The following is a 15,462-nucleotide window of genomic DNA, read 5'->3' on the forward strand; positions in this document are numbered from 1 at the left end:
CGGAGACCCGACAGGTCGGAGGGGAATCTCGGCCGTACTGCGAACTGCCGGGGAGGAAGGGGTGCTCGTCGTCGTCGCCACGTCTCGAACCTACCGCCGTTGCGTCGTGGTGTGCACCTGTGGATCGGCGCGGCCGCGCTCCCACCCCCGCGAGACAGGGTGAAAGGGCGGGTCAGGCCATGCGGAAGAGCTGCATTGCGGTGCCGGGGAGAGCGACGACGTCGCCCGGCGCGAAAACCTGCTCGGATGCCTCAGGGCGCTCGGGCACGCTCGACCACAGCGCGACGAACTCGGTGATGCCGTCGATGCGGGGGAGCGTGACATCGATCGGGCGCTCGTTGCCGTGCACGATGAGCAGAATCCGGTTGGGGTCCTCTGACTCCGGCGTTGACTGGGCGTCGTACTGCAGCGTGCGATGCGCCGGGTTCGTCCACCTGTCGATCGACATCGTCTCACCGTTCTCGTCGTACCAGTCGATCACCGACGAGTTCGGGACAGGATGCACGGCGTGCGCGAACCGGCGCGGGCGCAGTGCCGGGTTCTCTCTCCGGAGTTGGATCAGGCGCTGCACGTGCGCGAACAGGTCTTCCTGCCACGGCGCGTGTTGCCAGTCGACCCACGTGAGCGGCGACGAATGGCAGTAGGCGTTGTTGTTGCCGCGCTGGGTGCGGGCGAACTCATCGCCCGCAGTGATCATGGGGATGCCGGCCGAAAGCAGCAGTGTTCCCATGAGGTTGCGCATCGCGCGCCGCCGCGCGGCGAGGATGCCGGGATCGTCGGTGGGGCCTTCCGCACCGTGATTGAACGAGCGGTTCGTGTCGGCTCCGTCGCGCCCCTGCTCGCCGTTGCCCATATTGTGCGTGATGTCGTACGAGACGAGGTCGCGAAGAGTGAACCCGTCGTGTGCAGTGACGAAGTTGACACTGGCGAGCGGCCCGCGCTCGTCGCTGAAGGTGTTCGACGATCCGGCGAGTCGGGTCGCGAACCCGCCGACACCGACGGGCGAGGTGCCCGCCCGGCGCGCGTAGTCGACGTCGCTGAGCCAGAAGTTTCGCACACGGTCGCGATAGCGGTCGTTCCACTCGGCCCATCCGGCGCCGAAGTTCCCCGTCTGCCAGCCGCCCATCCCGACATCCCACGGCTCGGCGATGTTCTTGATGCCGGCCAGGGCGGGGTCGTCGATGATCGCGCGCAACAGCGGGTGATCGGCGGTGAAGACGTGGTTCTCGTCGCGACCGAGCGTCGCGGCCAGATCGAAACGGAATCCGTCGACCTGCAGATCGTTCGCCCAATAGCGCAGTGAATCGAGCACCAGGCGGGCCGCGGCATCCGTCGACGTGTTCAGGGAGTTGCCGCATCCGGTGAGATCGATGTACGCGCCATCCTCACGCTGCCGGTAGTAGGCCCGATTGTCGATGCCGCGCAGGCTCGACCGCGGATCGGCCATGCCGAGTTCGGATGTGTGGTTGAAGACGACGTCGAGGATCACCTCGATGCCCGCCGCGTGCAGGGACTTGACCATCTGCTGGAACTCACGCACGACACCTACCGGCCCTTGGGCTGAAGCCTCGGCGGTCGCGTAGCCGCCGTGCGGCGTGAAGAAGTTGAGGGTGTTGTACCCCCAGTAGTTCGTCAGGCCGTGCTGCAGCAGACGCGGCTCGGTTTCGAACGCGTGCACGGGCAGGAGTTCGACGGCCGTGACGCCGAGCGCGTGCAGATGCGCGATCATCGCGGGGTGCCCGAGCCCGGCATACGTGCCGTGGAGGGCGGGCGGAACGCCGGGGTGCCTCTTGGAAAGCCCCGTGACGTGCGCTTCGTAGATCACGGTCCGATCCAACGGCGTCTCGGGCTTCGTGACGCCCTCCCAATCGAAGCCGGGCTCGACGACGACCGATCGCCACTGACCGCGCCGCACCGGCACGAGGCCACGCCCGTAGGGGTCGATCAGCAGGCTCTCGGGGTTGAAGGTGTTGCCGGGGCCGGCCGGGCCGTCGACGCGGAGCGCGTAGCGCGTGCCGGGTCGCAGGCTCGGCGTCGTGATCTCCCAGACACCGTCGCCGACGGGCGCGAGCGGAAACGCCTCCGTGATCCAATCGAGGTCGATCTCGTCGAAGATCACCATCTCGACGCTCGTGGCCGCTCCTGACCAGACCCGCAGGCGCCCCACATCGCCCCGCAGAGTCACCCCGAGGTCATCGAGCGAGGAATCGAGGAATGCGGGGGGAGCTGCGAGGGTGGGGGAAGGCGTCGGGCTGGCCATGCGCTCTACAGTAGTAACGCCGCGAGTCCGGCACGTAACGCGACGAGGAGGGTCATGTCGATCTACCTCGATCATGCATCGTTCTCGCCGCTGCGGTCCTCCGCGAGAGAGGCCTGGTTGGCCGCTTCCGAGGTGGTCGGAAACGCGTCCTCGGTGCACGGGGCCGGCCAGGACGCACGACGCCTGCTGGAGGAATCGCGCGAGTCTTTGGCCGCTGCCCTGCGGTGCGAGCCGATCGAAGTCGTGTTCACCTCCGGCGGCACGGAGGCGATCAATCTTGCGCTGAAGGGGCTGTGGTGGTCCCGCGCCACAGGGGCGGATGCCGTGGTTCTGCCGGACGGTGAGCATCACGCGACGATGGACTCGGTCGCGTGGCTCGTCGCAGCCGAGAGCGCGCAGGTGCGCCACGTCCCGCTCGACGGGTGGGGGCGGATCGACCCCGAGGTGTTCGCGGCGGCGACGCCCGGCGCGGCGCTCGCGACCGCGCTGATCGCCAACAACGAGGTGGGGACGATCCAGGAGGCCGCGGTCCTGGCCGGCGCGGCGGCGACGGCCGGCATACCACTCCACCTCGACGGGGTCGCTGCGCTCGGTCACCTCCCGATCGACTTCGCCGGCTGGCGCGGCGACGGAAGCGGCTCCGGCGGTCTCGTCGCGCTCAGCATCTCGGGACACAAGATCGGCGCGCCGGTCGGCACGGGGGCGCTCGTGGTGTCGCGGCACGCCGCCCTCACCCCGGTGCTTCACGGCGGTGGCCAGCAGCGAGGCTTGCGCTCGGGAACGCCCGACGTCGCCGGCGCTGCGGCTCTCGCCGTCGCGGCGACGGAGGCCGTCGCCGAGCAAGCCGGGGAGCATGCGCGTCTGGAGGCGCTCCGTACGCGTCTGATCTCGGGGATCCGCATCGCGGTGCCTGCCGCCGAGCTCCTCGGCGACCCGGGCGACCGTCTCCCGGGCAACGTCCACCTGCATTTCCCCGGCGCCGCGGGGGAGTCTCTGCTCTTTCTCCTGGACCAGGCGGGGATCTCGGTCTCGACCGGATCCGCCTGCCAAGCGGGCGTCGCCGAACCCTCGCACGTCGTGCTGGCGCTCGGCCGGGACGAGCGTGTGGCGCGGTCGGTCCTGCGCATCACGCTCGGCCGGACGACGACCGCCGCGGACGTCGACGCCGTGCTGGCGGTGCTGCCGGAGGCGTATGCGCGGGCATCCGGAGCCCGCACGGCCGCACGCTCGTAGACTGGTCCGGTGCGAATACTGGCGGCGATGAGTGGTGGGGTCGACTCTGCCGTTGCTGCGGCGCGTGCCGTGGAAGCGGGTCACGACGTCGTCGGTGTCCACCTGGCACTCTCGCGCGCGGGGGGCACGTTGCGCGCGGGGAGCCGCGGATGCTGCACGATCGAAGATGCCCTGGACGCGCGCCGCGCGGCCGATCGCCTCGGCATCCCGTTCTACGTCTGGGATTTCTCGGAGCGCTTCCGCGAAGACGTCATCGCCGACTTCGTCGCCGAGTATCAGGCGGGGCGCACCCCGAACCCGTGCATGCGGTGCAACGAGAAGATCAAGTTCGCAGCCCTGCTGGAGCGCGCCGTGGAACTCGGATTCGATGCGGTCTGCACGGGTCACTATGCACTCCTGGTCGACGGACCCGAGGGCCGGGAACTGCACCGCGCGTCGGATGCGGCGAAAGACCAGTCCTATGTGCTGGGTGTTCTCACGGCTGAGCAGCTTGCACACACGTACTTCCCGCTGGGCGACACGCCATCCAAGGCGCTCGTGCGCGCCGAGGCTGCCGAGCGCGGCCTGACGGTTGCGCAGAAGCCGGACAGCCATGACATCTGCTTCATTCCGGACGGCGATACGCGCGGCTGGTTGGCCGACAAGGTCGGCGCAGAGCGTGGTGAGATCCTCGATCGCGCAGGTGAGGTGATCGGAACCCACGAGGGGGCGCATGCCTTCACCGTGGGCCAGCGTCGGGGACTTTCGATCGGTGTTCCCGCCGCCGACGGCAAGCCACGCTTCGTCCTCGAAGTGCGCCCCGTCTCGAACACGGTCGTCGTCGGCCCGAAGGAGGCCCTCGCCACCGCGGAGATCTCCGGCATCCGGGCGACCTGGACGGGAGCCCCGCCGGACGCGGCCGAGTTCGACTGCCACGTGCAGATCCGCGCGCACTCCGATCCGGTCCCCGCCCGCGCGCAGTGGAGCGCGCAGGGTGTCACCGTTGTCCCTGAGATGCCGTTCGACGGCGTCGCCCCGGGCCAGACCGCGGTGTTGTACCTCGGTACGCGCGTGCTGGGTCAGTTCACGGTCGACGCGACGGTATCTGCGGTTCCCGTCGACGCCTGAGGCGATGTCGGATGTGCGTCCTACACTTACGGGGTGACGGATGCCGGTGACGACAACTCAGCGCCCGATGATCTCGACGCGGCGCGCTCCGAATCGGAGCGCCTGACCGCCCTCATCCTCGATGCCCGCGAGGCATACTACGGACGTGACGCCGAGCTCGTCGACGACGCGACCTATGACACGTGGATGCGCGACCTCGAAGCCCTGGAGCGCCGCTTTCCCGAAGTGCAGGGCCACGACTCGCCCACCATTACGGTGGGAGCAGCCGAATCGTCGCTGTTCGCACCGGTCACGCACGCCGAACGGATGCTGAGCCTGGACAACGTCTTCAGCGCCGACGAGCTCACGCACTGGTGCGAGAAAACGAGCGCCGCTGCCGGACGAGCAGTCCGATGGCTCACCGAGCTGAAGATCGACGGGCTCGCGATCAATCTGCGTTATGCGTACGGTGAGCTCGTTTCGGCCGCGACGCGTGGCGACGGGCGAGTGGGAGAAGACGTCACCGAGAATGCCCTGCGGGTCGTGGGGATCCCGCGTCGGCTGGAGGGCACGGGGCATCCGGCGCTTGTCGAGGTACGCGGCGAGGTGTACATCCCCGTGGCGGCCTTCGACGACCTCAACGCGCTGCAGGCGCGCCTTCGTGACCAGGTGGTGACCGAGGCTCTCGCGCGCGGCATCGATGAGGAGAAAGCGACCCGCAGTGCCGCTCGGCGGTTCCCGGCCTTCGCCAACCCGCGCAACGCGGCCAGCGGCGGCCTGCGTCAGCAGCTCGAGAAGAAGAGCGGGCTGGAGCTCGAAGCCGGTCGTGCCCGGGTCGAATCGCTGCGTCTCTATGTCCACGGTGTCGGCGCGTGGCCGGATCCGCCCGTGTCGTCGCAGAGTGAGATCTACGCGCTGTTGGCCGACTGGGGGCTGCCGACGAGCCCGTATTTCCGCACGTTCGACGATGTCGCCGGGGTACAGGAGTTCGTCGCACACTACGGCACTCACCGGCACGATGTTGCCCACGAGATCGACGGCATCGTCGTCAAGGTCGACGAGCTGGAGCTGCACGACGAGTTGGGGGCGACGAGTCGTGCACCCCGCTGGGCCATCGCGTACAAGTACCCGCCGGAGCAGGTCAACACCCAGCTGCTCGACATCGTTGTGTCGGTCGGGCGTACCGGACGCGCGACTCCTTTCGCGGTCATGGCGCCCGCGCGCGTGGCAGGCTCGGTGGTTCGCCAAGCGACGCTGCACAACCAGGACGTGGTCAAGGCCAAGGGCGTCTTGATCGGCGACACGATCGTGCTGCGCAAAGCGGGTGACGTGATCCCCGAAGTGCTCGGTCCTGTCGTCGAGCTGCGTGACGGCACGGAGCGGGCTTTCGTCATGCCGACGCAGTGTCCCGAATGCGGATCGCGCCTTGCCCCCGCGAAGGAGGGCGACATCGATCTGCGGTGCCCGAACACGCGCTCGTGTCCCGCGCAGGTGCGCGGACGTGTGGAGCACATCGGTTCCCGTGGAGCGCTCGACATCGAGGTTCTGGGCGAAGTGACCGCCGCAGCGTTGACGCAACCCGACGTGCCGGCAACGCCGCCGCTCGTGACGGAGGCAGCACTGTTCGAGCTGACCCTCGATGATCTCGTTCCGATCGAGGTGGTCGTCCGTGACGCCGAGACGGGAGAGCGGCGCGTCGACGAAGTGACCGGCGAGCTCGTCCGGCGCGCGCCCTTCCAGAAGCTCGGTCCGGCGTCGTATCCGCCCGAGGCGGCGGGCATGGACGCCGCGCAGCGACGTACAGCCGGCATTCGCAAGAACTATCGGGAGGTGTTGCCTTCCGAGGCCGCGCTCAAACTGCTGACCGAGCTCGAGAAGGCGAAGACGAAAGAACTCTGGCGCTTCTTGGTGGCGCTCAGCATCCGTCACGTCGGGCCGGTCGCCGCACGTGCTCTCGCGCAGTGGTTCGGGTCCCTCGACGCGATTCGTGCTGCCACGCGGGATGAGCTCGCGGCCGTCGACGGCGTGGGAGTTATCATCGCCGACTCGCTACGGGAATGGTTCGAGGTCGACTGGCATCGCGAGATCGTCGAGCGGTGGGCAGCGGCAGGAGCGCAGCTGAGTACACCGGGCCACCCAGGGCCGGGTGCCGCGAGGGCGTCCGGCGGGGTCCTCGAAGGGGTCACCGTGGTCGCGACCGGCAGCCTGGAGGGATACACGCGGGAAGGTGCGCAGGAGGCGATCATCGCCGCAGGCGGAAAAGCGGCATCGAGCGTCTCGAAGAAGACCGACTTCGTTGCTGCGGGACCGGGGGCCGGATCAAAGCTCGGCAAGGCAGAAGAGCTCGGCGTCCGCATCATCGACGCGGCGCAGTTCCGCGTCCTCGTCGAGCACGGTCCCGATGCGCTCGCCGCGCCGTCACCGGATGCGGGCTGATTACGCCGTTGGCGCTGTTCCGTTCGTGAGCGACAGCAGCGACTCGCGCACCTGACGACGCAGGACCTTGCCGATGAGCGATGTCGGCAACTCGTCGACGACGAAGATCCGTCGTGGCACTTTGTACGGCGTGAGAATGCCGCGCACGTAGTCGCGGATGCTTTCCACATCCATGTCGGCACCGTCGAGGACGACGGCAGCGACGACGTCTTCGCCGGAGTGGGCGCTGGGCAATCCGACGACCGCGGCGTCGATGACGTGCGGGTGTTGCCGAAGGGCGTTTTCGACCTCGGTCGGCGCGACGTTGAACCCACCGGTGATGATGAGCTCCTTGATCCGGTCCACGATCCGCACGAAACCACCCGCGTCGATCGTGACGATGTCGCCGGTGCGGAACCACCCGTCGACGAACACCTTCTCGGTCTCCTCCGGCCGGCCATAGTAGCCCTGGAACACCTGCGGTCCGCGCACCAACAGCTCACCGCGCTCGCCCGGTGGGACATCACGCGTGGGCTCATCGGGGTCGACGACGCGGCACTCGGTGCCCGGCAGAGGCAAGCCCACCGTCCCGGCGACTCGGTTATCCGACACAGGGTTCGCCATGAGCACCGGCGAGCATTCCGACAGGCCGTACCCCTCGACCAGGAAACCGCCCGTGGCCTCTTCGAACGGCACCACGATGCTCTGCGACAACGCCATGGCTCCGGAAATGGCGACCTCCGTGCCCGCGAGGGACACGCCCGCCTCGCGGGCGGCCGTCAAGAGACGTTCGGCGATCGGTGGAACGAGGGGCAGGAAGGTTGCCGGGTGCTTCTTCGTCACGTCGAGCACGAGCTCGGGCTCGAACCGCGGAAAGAGCACCAGTCGTGCACCCATCGACATCGCGAACGTCAGGCAGAGCGTGAGCCCATACGCGTGAAACATCGGAAGAACCGCGTACACGACACAGCCGTTGCCGCGCTGGATCGACGGAACCCACGCTTGCGACTGACGCGCGTTCGACAGCAGGTTGCGGTGCGTCAACGCCGCACCCTTGGGAGCGCCGGTCGTGCCGCTCGTGTACTGGATGATCGCAAGATCATCGCACTGCGGTCCGGGTCGAGACGCCGGCAGCGGGTCGTTCGCAAGCAGCTTCTCCCATGCGGTTGCTCCCGAGACGCGCTCGGTGAGGGCCGCGCGCGACGCCCGCGCCTTCGCGATCGGCAGCGTCAGCGCAAGGCGGAGATGCACCGGCATGGCGCGGGTGATATCGACGGAGATCAGGTTGTCGACGGCGACGTCTGCCGGGAACTCCTGCACCGTACGGATGACCTTGCTCCAGACGATCGCTGTCTTCGCGCCGTGATCCTCGAACTGCTTGCGAAGTTCGCGCGGTGTGTAAAGCGGGTTGTGTTCGACCACGACGGCGCCGAGCCGCAGGATCGCGTAGAACGCGACGATGTGCTGGGGGCAGTTCGGCAGAACGATCGCGACGGGGTCCCCGGCGCCGACGCCCAGTGCGGCCAGGCCGGCGGCGGCGCGGTCGATCGCATCCTGCAGGTCGCGGTAGGTCGTCTCCCTGCCGAAAAACTGCAGGGCCGGAGCGTCGGGGTAGTCCCGGGCGGAGGCGGTGACGATGTCCAGGAGCGAACCGTCGACGGGCTCCAGGTCGTCGGGAACCCCGTCGGCGTAGCTGGCAATCCAAGGGCGAGGGGGATCGTAGGTCGTCACGGCATCAGCCTAACGGTGCGACAGGAAGCGACGAAGGGCCACCGTAGACTGGTCGCGTGTCTGAAATCACCCCTGATCTCGTGCGCCATCTCGGCGTGCTCGCCCGGATCGAACTGAGCGACGAGGAGGTGCAGCGTCTCACCGGTCAGCTCGACGCCATCGTCGACAACATCGCCAAGGTGTCCGAGGTCGCCACCCCCGACGTCCCCGCGACGAGCCACCCGATTCCGCTGCACAACGTGTTCCGTCCCGATGTGGTGGGCCGGATGCTGACCCGCGACGAGGTGCTGCAGAATGCCCCGGATGCCGCCGACGGACGTTTCCGCGTGACCGCCATCCTGGGAGAAGAGCAGTGAGCGAACTGATCCGAATGAGCGCCGCGGACCTCGCCGCGCGCCTGTCGACCGGCGAAGTATCGAGCGTCGAAGCGACGCAGGCTCACCTCGACCGCATCGCCGCGGTCGACGGCGACGTGCACGCATTCCTTCACGTCAGTGATCACGCGCTCGACGTCGCGGCCGACATCGATCGTCGCCGCGCCGCGGGTGAGCAGCTCGGTGACCTCGCCGGCGTTCCGCTGGCGATCAAGGACGTCCTCGTGACGACCGACATGCCCTCGACCAGCGGATCGAAGATCCTCGAGGGATTCCTGTCGCCCTACGACGCGACCGTCGTCGCCCGTGCGCGTGCGGCGGGCCTCGTACCCCTCGGTAAGACGAACATGGACGAATTCGCGATGGGCTCCTCCACCGAGCACTCCGCGTACGGACCGACCCATAACCCGTGGGACCTCGACCGGATCCCCGGCGGCTCCGGCGGAGGCTCGGCTGCGGCCGTTGCCGCGTTCGAAGCGCCGATCGCCCTCGGCTCGGACACCGGCGGTTCGATCCGTCAGCCCGCACACGTGACCGGGACAGTGGGGCTCAAGCCGACGTATGGCGGCGTCAGCCGCTTCGGCGCGATCGCTCTGGCTTCAAGCCTCGACCAGGTCGGCCCCGTCTCGCGCACCGTCCTCGACTCGGCGCTGCTGCACGACGTCATCGGCGGGCATGACCCGCACGATTCCACGTCGCTGACCGACGCCTGGCCGTCGTTCGCCGCGGCCGCGCGCGAAGGTGCCCGCGGTGACGTGCTGAAGGGCCTGAAGGTCGGCGTCATTCGCGAACTGCCCGACAGCGGCTTCCAGGAGGGAGTGTCGGCATCCTTCCGCGCCTCACTCGCGCTCCTCGAGGCGCAGGGCGCAGAGATCGTGGAGATCAGCGCCCCGCACTTCGAGTACGGCGTGGCGGCGTACTACCTGATCCTGCCCGCCGAGGCATCGAGCAATCTCGCGAAGTTCGACTCGGTCCGCTTCGGTCTTCGTGTCGACGTGCCGGGCGGCACGGTCGAGGACGTGATGGCGCGCTCGCGCGACCTCGGCTTCGGAGACGAGGTCAAGCGCCGCATCATTCTCGGCACCTACGCGCTGTCGGCCGGCTACTACGACGCGTATTACGGCAGCGCACAGAAGGTGCGCACGCTCATTCAGCGCGACTTCGACGACGCCTTCGCGCAGGTCGATGTGATCGCCACGCCGTCGGCGCCCACCACGGCCTTCCGGCTGGGGGAGAAGATCGATGACCCGCTGCAGATGTACCTCAACGACGTCACCACGATTCCGGTGAACCTCGCCGGCGTCCCCGGGATCTCGATCCCCTCCGGACTGGCGGCAGAAGACGGACTGCCGGTCGGCATCCAATTCATCGCTCCCGCCCGCGAGGATGCCCGCCTGTACCGCGTAGGTGCTGCGCTGGAAGCTCTGCTCGTCGATGAATGGGGTGGTCCGCTGCTGGACCGCGCCCCGCTGCTGGGAGGGGCCCGCTGATGGCCAAGGATGCACTGCTCGACTTCGACAAGGCGCTCGAGCTCTATGAGCCGGTGCTGGGCTTCGAGGTTCACGTCGAGCTCAACACCGCCACGAAGATGTTCTCGGCCGCCGGCAACCCGGCCCACGCCGACAATCACGATGCGGCGCCGAACACCCTCGTCGCCCCGGTCGATATGGGTCTCCCCGGCTCGCTGCCGGTCGTCAACGAGACGGCGGTGCGCTACTCGATCAGCCTCGGTCTCGCTCTCGGGTGCTCGATCGCGCCGACGAGCCGTTTCGCGCGGAAGAACTACTTCTATCCCGACCTCGGCAAGAACTACCAGATCTCGCAGTACGACGAGCCGATCGCCTTCGAGGGTGAGGTGCAGATCGAACTCTCCGACGGCACCGTGATCGATGTGCCGATCGAGCGTGCGCACATGGAGGAGGATGCCGGCAAGCTGACCCACGTGGGTGGGTCGACGGGCCGAATCCAGGGGGCGGAATACTCGCTCGTCGACTACAACCGTGCGGGTGTGCCGCTCGTCGAGATCGTCACGAAGCCGATCTACGGCACCGAGCATCGCGCTCCCGAAGTGGCGAAGGCCTATGTTGCGGCGATCCGTGACATCGTCCTCGCACTGGGCATCTCGGAGGCGCGGATGGAGCGGGGCAACTTGCGGTGCGACGCGAACGTGTCCCTGCGCCCGCGTGGGCAGGAGAAACTCGGCACGCGCACCGAGACGAAGAACGTCAACTCGATGCGCTCGGTCGAGCGTGCCGTTCGCTACGAGATCCAGCGACAGGCCGCGATTCTCGCCGCGGGCGGGTCGATCACGCAGGAGACTCGGCACTGGCACGAAGACACCGGGCGCACGTCGCCGGGTCGTCCCAAGTCGGATGCCGATGATTACCGGTATTTCCCCGAGCCCGATCTGTTGCCTGTGGTTCCCTCCGACGCTCTCATCGAAGAGTTGCGCGCAGCTCTCCCCGAGGCGCCGTCCGTCCGCCGTCGCCGGTTGAAGGGTGACTGGGGCTTCACCGACCTCGAGTTCCAGGATGTCGCCAACGGCGGGCTCCTCGCGGAAGTCGAGGCCACGGTTGCGGCCGGTGCCACGCCTGCCGCCGCGCGCAAGTGGTGGACCGGGGAGATCTCGCGCCTTGCCAACGCGCAGGGCGTCGAGGCGACCTCGTTGATCGGGCCTGCCTCGGTGGCCGCGCTCCAGTTGCTCGTCGATGCGGGCACTCTCAACGACAAGCTGGCCCGTCAGGTCCTCGAAGGCGTCATCGCCGGTGAAGGCACGCCGCAAGAGGTCGTCGACGCGCGCGGACTCGCGGTCGTTTCGGACGATGGCCCGCTGATCGCTGCGATCGACGATGCGCTTGCTGCCCAGCCAGATGTGCTGGAGAAGATTCGCGACGGCAAAGTGCAGGCGGCGGGCGCCGTCATCGGCGCCGTCATGAAGGCGATGCGCGGGCAGGCCGACGCGGGCCGGGTGCGCGAACTCGTGCTCGAGCGCGCCGCGCAGTAGCTCGCGCCGACTGTCGGAGGTGACCGGCAGAATGGATGCATGGGACGCGGCGACGGAACGGGGCGGATCGTCTCGCCGGACGGCGCCGACGATTCGGGTACCCGGATCCTGCATGTCGACATGGATGCCTTCTACCCGTCGGTCGAAGTGCTCGACAACCCATCGCTCGCCGGAAAGCCGATCATCGTCGGCGGCACGGAGGGGCGTGGCGTGGTCTCCAGCGCCTCGTACGAAGCGCGCCGTTACGGTGTGCGATCGGCGATGTCGATGCAGGTGGCCCTGAGGCTCTGTCCGACGGCGATCGTGGTTGTCCCGCATTTCGATCGGTATGCGGCACTTTCACGGCAGGTCATGGACATTTTCCACTCGGTGACTCCGCTCGTCGAGCCGCTGTCGATCGATGAGGCCTTCCTCGATGTCGCAGGCGCGGGCCGCTTGTGGGGGAGCCCGGGGCAGATCGCGCGCGCACTGCGTGCTCGGGTGCTCGCGGAGACCGGTCTGGTGTGCAGCATCGGAGTCGCCTCGACCAAGCACGTCGCGAAGATCGCCTCGACCCTGGCAAAGCCCGACGGTCTCCTCATCGTGAGCGCCGCAGATACTCCGGCGTTCCTCGCGTCCCGGCCGGTCGGGGCACTGTGGGGTGTCGGACCGAAAGCGGCCGAGGCGTTGGAGGGTCGCGGCATCCACACGGTCGCCGACATTCTCGCCACACCGCCGTCTGTGCTCGAGCGTGCGCTCGGAGCGGCCACCGGCCAGCGAATCCGGCACCTGGCGCAGGGACACGACCCGCGCACGGTGGAGGTCGAACGCGTCGAGAAAAGCGTCGGGCACGAAGAGACCTTCCTTGAAGATGTCGCCGACCCGGTGGTGCTGCGCAGCGAGCTACGCCGACTCGCCGATCGCGTGGCTGCACGGTTGCGCGCCGGGGGATGGGAAGCGGGCACGATCGCGCTGAAGCTTCGCTACGCGGACTTCACCACGCTGACGCGGGCGTCGACTCCTGCCGAACCCACCGACGTGGGCCAACGGATCGGCGACGTCGCAATCGGTCTCTTCGATCAGCTCGACCTCTCCCAGCCTGTGCGGCTCATCGGCGTCCGCGCGGAAAAGCTGCGCTCTCCCGGCGGTGGCATGGTGCCGCTGTGGGACGAGGACGCGGGCTGGAAACGTATCGATGCGGCGCTCGACGGCGCACGCGAGCGCTTCGGAGGGGGTGCGGTGACGCGTGCCAGCGTGATCGGCCCGCGCCGCGACGTCAATGCGCTCCCCACCAACCCCCGGCTTCCGCACCGACCGCACGACTGACGATGCCGTGCGCCGGACCCACCCGCGCAGTACGGTGGAACACATGCCCAACCTCGCACTCGAACTCGGCAAGCAGACAGCCTCGCTCGGCGTCACCAGCGTCTACGGACAGCAACAAGACGTGGGGGGAGTGACGCTCGTGCCGGTCGCGCTCGCGTGCACCGGATTCGGTGCCGGAGAAGCGGCCGAGGGCAGCGGTGGCGGCGGTGGCGGATATGCGATTCCGCTGGGCGCCTACATCCGCAAGGGCGATGATCTGCGATTCGAACCGAACCTCGTCTCGCTCGCAGCGATCGCGATCCCGCTCGTGTGGGTCGTGGGTCGGGCGCTCAGCCGCATCATCCGTGCGCTCAAGCGCTGACGTGGATTTCGCGGCGGCGCTCTCCGGTGCGGCCGATAGGCTCCACGCTGAGCTCGGTTCCACGCCGAGGCCGCTCGCGCTGATCGACGGTCGTTCGGGGTCCGGGAAGTCGACGTTGGCGGCCGATCTGGTGGCGCGCAGTGGCGGGCGTCTGCAACTCGTTGCCCTGGACGATCTCTACCCGGGCTGGGACGGCCTGGCGGCCGGCGTGGCGGAGGCGCTGCGATGCATCCTCAGGCCGCACGCGGACGGCGGCTCCGGAACCTGGCATCGATGGGAGTGGTCTCTCGGGAGACGTGCGGAGGCGCACACGATCGATCCGAACCGGCCGCTCTTGGTCGAAGGAGCAGGCCTGCTCACACCCGAGAGCGTGGCACTGGCCGACGTTTCCGTCTGGCTGGAGGCGCCCGAATCCTCGCGCAAGCGACGGGCGCTCGATCGGGATGGCGAGACCTACCGTCCGCACTGGGATCAGTGGGCTGCACAGGAGGAAACGCATCTCGCTCAGCACCGGCCGCAGGATCTCGCGACGTTCGTGTTCTCGATGCCGTGATCAGCGGTCGAGAGCGCGTACCAGCCCGTCCAACCGATAGCCCAGCCAGTCGTAGATACCGAACCGACCATCCGTGTCGTCATGGTCGTCCTCGGAATGGATGCCCAGCCTGGTCGCCAGCACCAACCGCAGGGCGCTGAGTGTCCGCAGCCATGCCCCGGACGCCGGGCGGTCCAGCACGACATGCAGGCGCTCGTCGAACTGCGTGACGTTGAGGGACGCCGGCGACAACCGCTCGCCGTCCCGGAGCAGCGTCGTGGCGACGACCTGCGCATCGACCCGTCGACGATCGAGCAGATCGGACTGCGTGAGGCGTCGAAACTCACTCGCGGCGGCCTCGTCGTCTCGGTAGGCGTCCGGAACGAGTCGTGCGACCGCGGGATCGTCGGTGGATCCCGGGGCGGTGACGACCTCGAGGAACTGATCGATGAGATCGGTCAGGTGCGCCGCCTCGATCAGCGACAGGTCGAGTTCGATTGACCCCGTCACGCGCCCGCCTCGCGCACCGTTGCCCACAGGCCGTAGTCGTGCATGGCCTGGACATGCAATTCCATCTGCTCGCGGGCGCCCTCGGCCACGACCGCGTGCCCGTCGTGGTGCACTGCGAGCATGAGGTTCTCTGCGCGTTCGGCCGTGAATCCGAAGTACTCGCGAAAGACGTGCGCGACGTAGCTCATGAGGTTGACCGGATCGTTCCACACCACCGTCTGCCAAGAGCCGAAAGGCGTCTCCTCGAGACGCAGATCGACGTCCCCGAGCGGGAGCGCGACGCTCATCACGCCCACCCCAGTTCGTGCAGTCGTTCGTCATCGATGCCGTAGAAGTGCGCGATCTCGTGGACGAGCGTGGTGTGCACTTCCTCGCGAAGTTCGTCGACGTCGTCGCACACGTGCAGGTGGGGCTCGCGGTAGACGATGATGCGGTCGGGGAGTTCGCCCATGCCGTACCTGTCCCGCTCGGTGAGCGCGAGCCCGTCGTACAGGCCGAGAAGATCCAGGCTCCCGTCTTCCGGGCGATCCTCGACGACGAACACGAGGTTGTCGAGCCCGTCGAGCACCTCGTCGGGGAGTCGGTCGAGTTCGTCGGTGACGAGGTGATCGAACGCCGCAGCATCCATCTCGATCATGTCACCCTCCCACC

At 68.1% G+C, this 15,462-nt stretch carries 14 protein-coding genes; 9 read left to right on the forward strand and 5 right to left on the reverse strand.

What is annotated here, in order from left to right; translation table 11 throughout:
* Window positions 1–172: 172 nt before the first annotated feature.
* Complete coding sequence (gene glgX, locus Q0653_RS02150; RefSeq protein ID WP_298942255.1) at window positions 173–2,260, reverse strand: glycogen debranching protein GlgX; 2,088 nt, start codon at window positions 2,258–2,260, stop codon at window positions 173–175.
* 54 nt (window positions 2,261–2,314) lie between these two features.
* Between glgX and Q0653_RS02155 the strand changes: the two genes are divergently transcribed.
* The 3 genes from Q0653_RS02155 to ligA are packed head-to-tail and all read left to right on the forward strand — an operon-like array spanning window position 2,315 to window position 7,015.
* On the forward strand, window positions 2,315–3,493 hold the full coding sequence (locus Q0653_RS02155; RefSeq protein WP_298942257.1) for a cysteine desulfurase family protein: 1,179 nt from the start codon (window positions 2,315–2,317) through the stop codon (window positions 3,491–3,493).
* A gap of 9 nt (window positions 3,494–3,502) precedes the next feature.
* The gene (gene mnmA / locus Q0653_RS02160; protein WP_298741378.1) at window positions 3,503–4,600 is read left to right on the forward strand and encodes a tRNA 2-thiouridine(34) synthase MnmA; all 1,098 of its coding nucleotides are present in this window, start codon (window positions 3,503–3,505) and stop codon (window positions 4,598–4,600) included.
* A gap of 33 nt (window positions 4,601–4,633) precedes the next feature.
* Entirely contained in the window at window positions 4,634–7,015 is a 2,382-nt protein-coding gene (gene ligA / locus Q0653_RS02165; RefSeq protein WP_298942260.1) for an NAD-dependent DNA ligase LigA, read from the forward strand.
* Here the strand turns inward: ligA and Q0653_RS02170 are convergent, their stop codons facing one another.
* The gene (locus Q0653_RS02170; protein WP_298741374.1) at window positions 7,016–8,725 is read right to left on the reverse strand and encodes a long-chain-fatty-acid--CoA ligase; all 1,710 of its coding nucleotides are present in this window, start codon (window positions 8,723–8,725) and stop codon (window positions 7,016–7,018) included.
* A 56-nt stretch (window positions 8,726–8,781) separates the two neighbouring features.
* Here Q0653_RS02170 and gatC point away from each other — a divergent pair, with 56 nt between their 5' ends.
* From gatC to Q0653_RS02200, 6 genes are read left to right on the forward strand one after another with little or no spacing between them, the layout of a single operon-like run.
* Window positions 8,782–9,081, forward strand: a complete 300-nt coding sequence (gene gatC / locus Q0653_RS02175) for an Asp-tRNA(Asn)/Glu-tRNA(Gln) amidotransferase subunit GatC (protein ID WP_298942262.1) — start codon at window positions 8,782–8,784, stop codon at window positions 9,079–9,081.
* On the forward strand, window positions 9,078–10,589 hold the full coding sequence (gatA, locus tag Q0653_RS02180; protein ID WP_298741370.1) for an Asp-tRNA(Asn)/Glu-tRNA(Gln) amidotransferase subunit GatA: 1,512 nt from the start codon (window positions 9,078–9,080) through the stop codon (window positions 10,587–10,589). The genes gatC and gatA overlap by 4 nt, the downstream gene beginning before the upstream one ends.
* Complete coding sequence (gene gatB / locus Q0653_RS02185) at window positions 10,589–12,103, forward strand: Asp-tRNA(Asn)/Glu-tRNA(Gln) amidotransferase subunit GatB (RefSeq protein ID WP_298741368.1); 1,515 nt, start codon at window positions 10,589–10,591, stop codon at window positions 12,101–12,103. The genes gatA and gatB overlap by 1 nt, the downstream gene beginning before the upstream one ends.
* 39 nt (window positions 12,104–12,142) lie before the next feature.
* A complete protein-coding gene (dinB, locus tag Q0653_RS02190) occupies window positions 12,143–13,408 on the forward strand; it encodes a DNA polymerase IV (RefSeq protein WP_298741366.1) in 1,266 nt (421 codons plus the stop codon).
* Window positions 13,409–13,451: 43 nt separating this feature from the next.
* Entirely contained in the window at window positions 13,452–13,769 is a 318-nt protein-coding gene (locus Q0653_RS02195; protein WP_298942266.1) for a hypothetical protein, read from the forward strand.
* Window positions 13,753–14,322 carry a hypothetical protein gene (locus Q0653_RS02200; RefSeq protein WP_298942268.1) on the forward strand — a complete coding sequence of 190 codons (570 nt, stop codon included), beginning with the start codon at window positions 13,753–13,755 and terminating at the stop codon, window positions 14,320–14,322. The genes Q0653_RS02195 and Q0653_RS02200 overlap by 17 nt, the downstream gene beginning before the upstream one ends.
* On the opposite strand, the gene Q0653_RS02205 is transcribed toward Q0653_RS02200, so the two are convergent.
* The 3 genes from Q0653_RS02205 to Q0653_RS02215 are packed head-to-tail and all read right to left on the reverse strand — an operon-like array spanning window position 14,323 to window position 15,448.
* The gene (locus tag Q0653_RS02205; RefSeq protein WP_298942270.1) at window positions 14,323–14,811 is read right to left on the reverse strand and encodes a DUF2017 family protein; all 489 of its coding nucleotides are present in this window, start codon (window positions 14,809–14,811) and stop codon (window positions 14,323–14,325) included.
* Window positions 14,808–15,098, reverse strand: a complete 291-nt coding sequence (gene clpS / locus Q0653_RS02210; protein WP_298741358.1) for an ATP-dependent Clp protease adapter ClpS — start codon at window positions 15,096–15,098, stop codon at window positions 14,808–14,810. Before clpS ends, Q0653_RS02205 begins: the two co-directional genes overlap by 4 nt.
* A complete protein-coding gene (locus tag Q0653_RS02215; RefSeq protein ID WP_298942272.1) occupies window positions 15,098–15,448 on the reverse strand; it encodes a metallopeptidase family protein in 351 nt (116 codons plus the stop codon). Before Q0653_RS02215 ends, clpS begins: the two co-directional genes overlap by 1 nt.
* Between the last annotated feature and the right edge of the window lie 14 nt (window positions 15,449–15,462).

It is taken from the genome of uncultured Microbacterium sp., assembly GCF_947488465.1.
Classification (GTDB): domain Bacteria; phylum Actinomycetota; class Actinomycetes; order Actinomycetales; family Microbacteriaceae; genus Microbacterium.

Excerpts from the sequence above, each read along its gene's own strand:
- glgX (WP_298942255.1), bottom strand. The coding sequence starts at position 2,260 with ATGGCCAGCCCGACGCCTTCCCCCACCCTCGCAGCTCCCCCCGCATTC.
- Q0653_RS02215 (WP_298942272.1), bottom strand. The coding sequence starts at position 15,448 with ATGATCGAGATGGATGCTGCGGCGTTCGATCACCTCGTCACCGACGAA.
- Q0653_RS02195 (WP_298942266.1), top strand. The coding sequence starts at position 13,452 with ATGCCCAACCTCGCACTCGAACTCGGCAAGCAGACAGCCTCGCTCGGC.
- Q0653_RS02155 (WP_298942257.1), top strand. The coding sequence starts at position 2,315 with ATGTCGATCTACCTCGATCATGCATCGTTCTCGCCGCTGCGGTCCTCC.
- gatB (WP_298741368.1), top strand. The coding sequence starts at position 10,589 with ATGGCCAAGGATGCACTGCTCGACTTCGACAAGGCGCTCGAGCTCTAT.
- dinB (WP_298741366.1), top strand. The coding sequence starts at position 12,143 with ATGGGACGCGGCGACGGAACGGGGCGGATCGTCTCGCCGGACGGCGCC.
- clpS (WP_298741358.1), bottom strand. The coding sequence starts at position 15,098 with ATGAGCGTCGCGCTCCCGCTCGGGGACGTCGATCTGCGTCTCGAGGAG.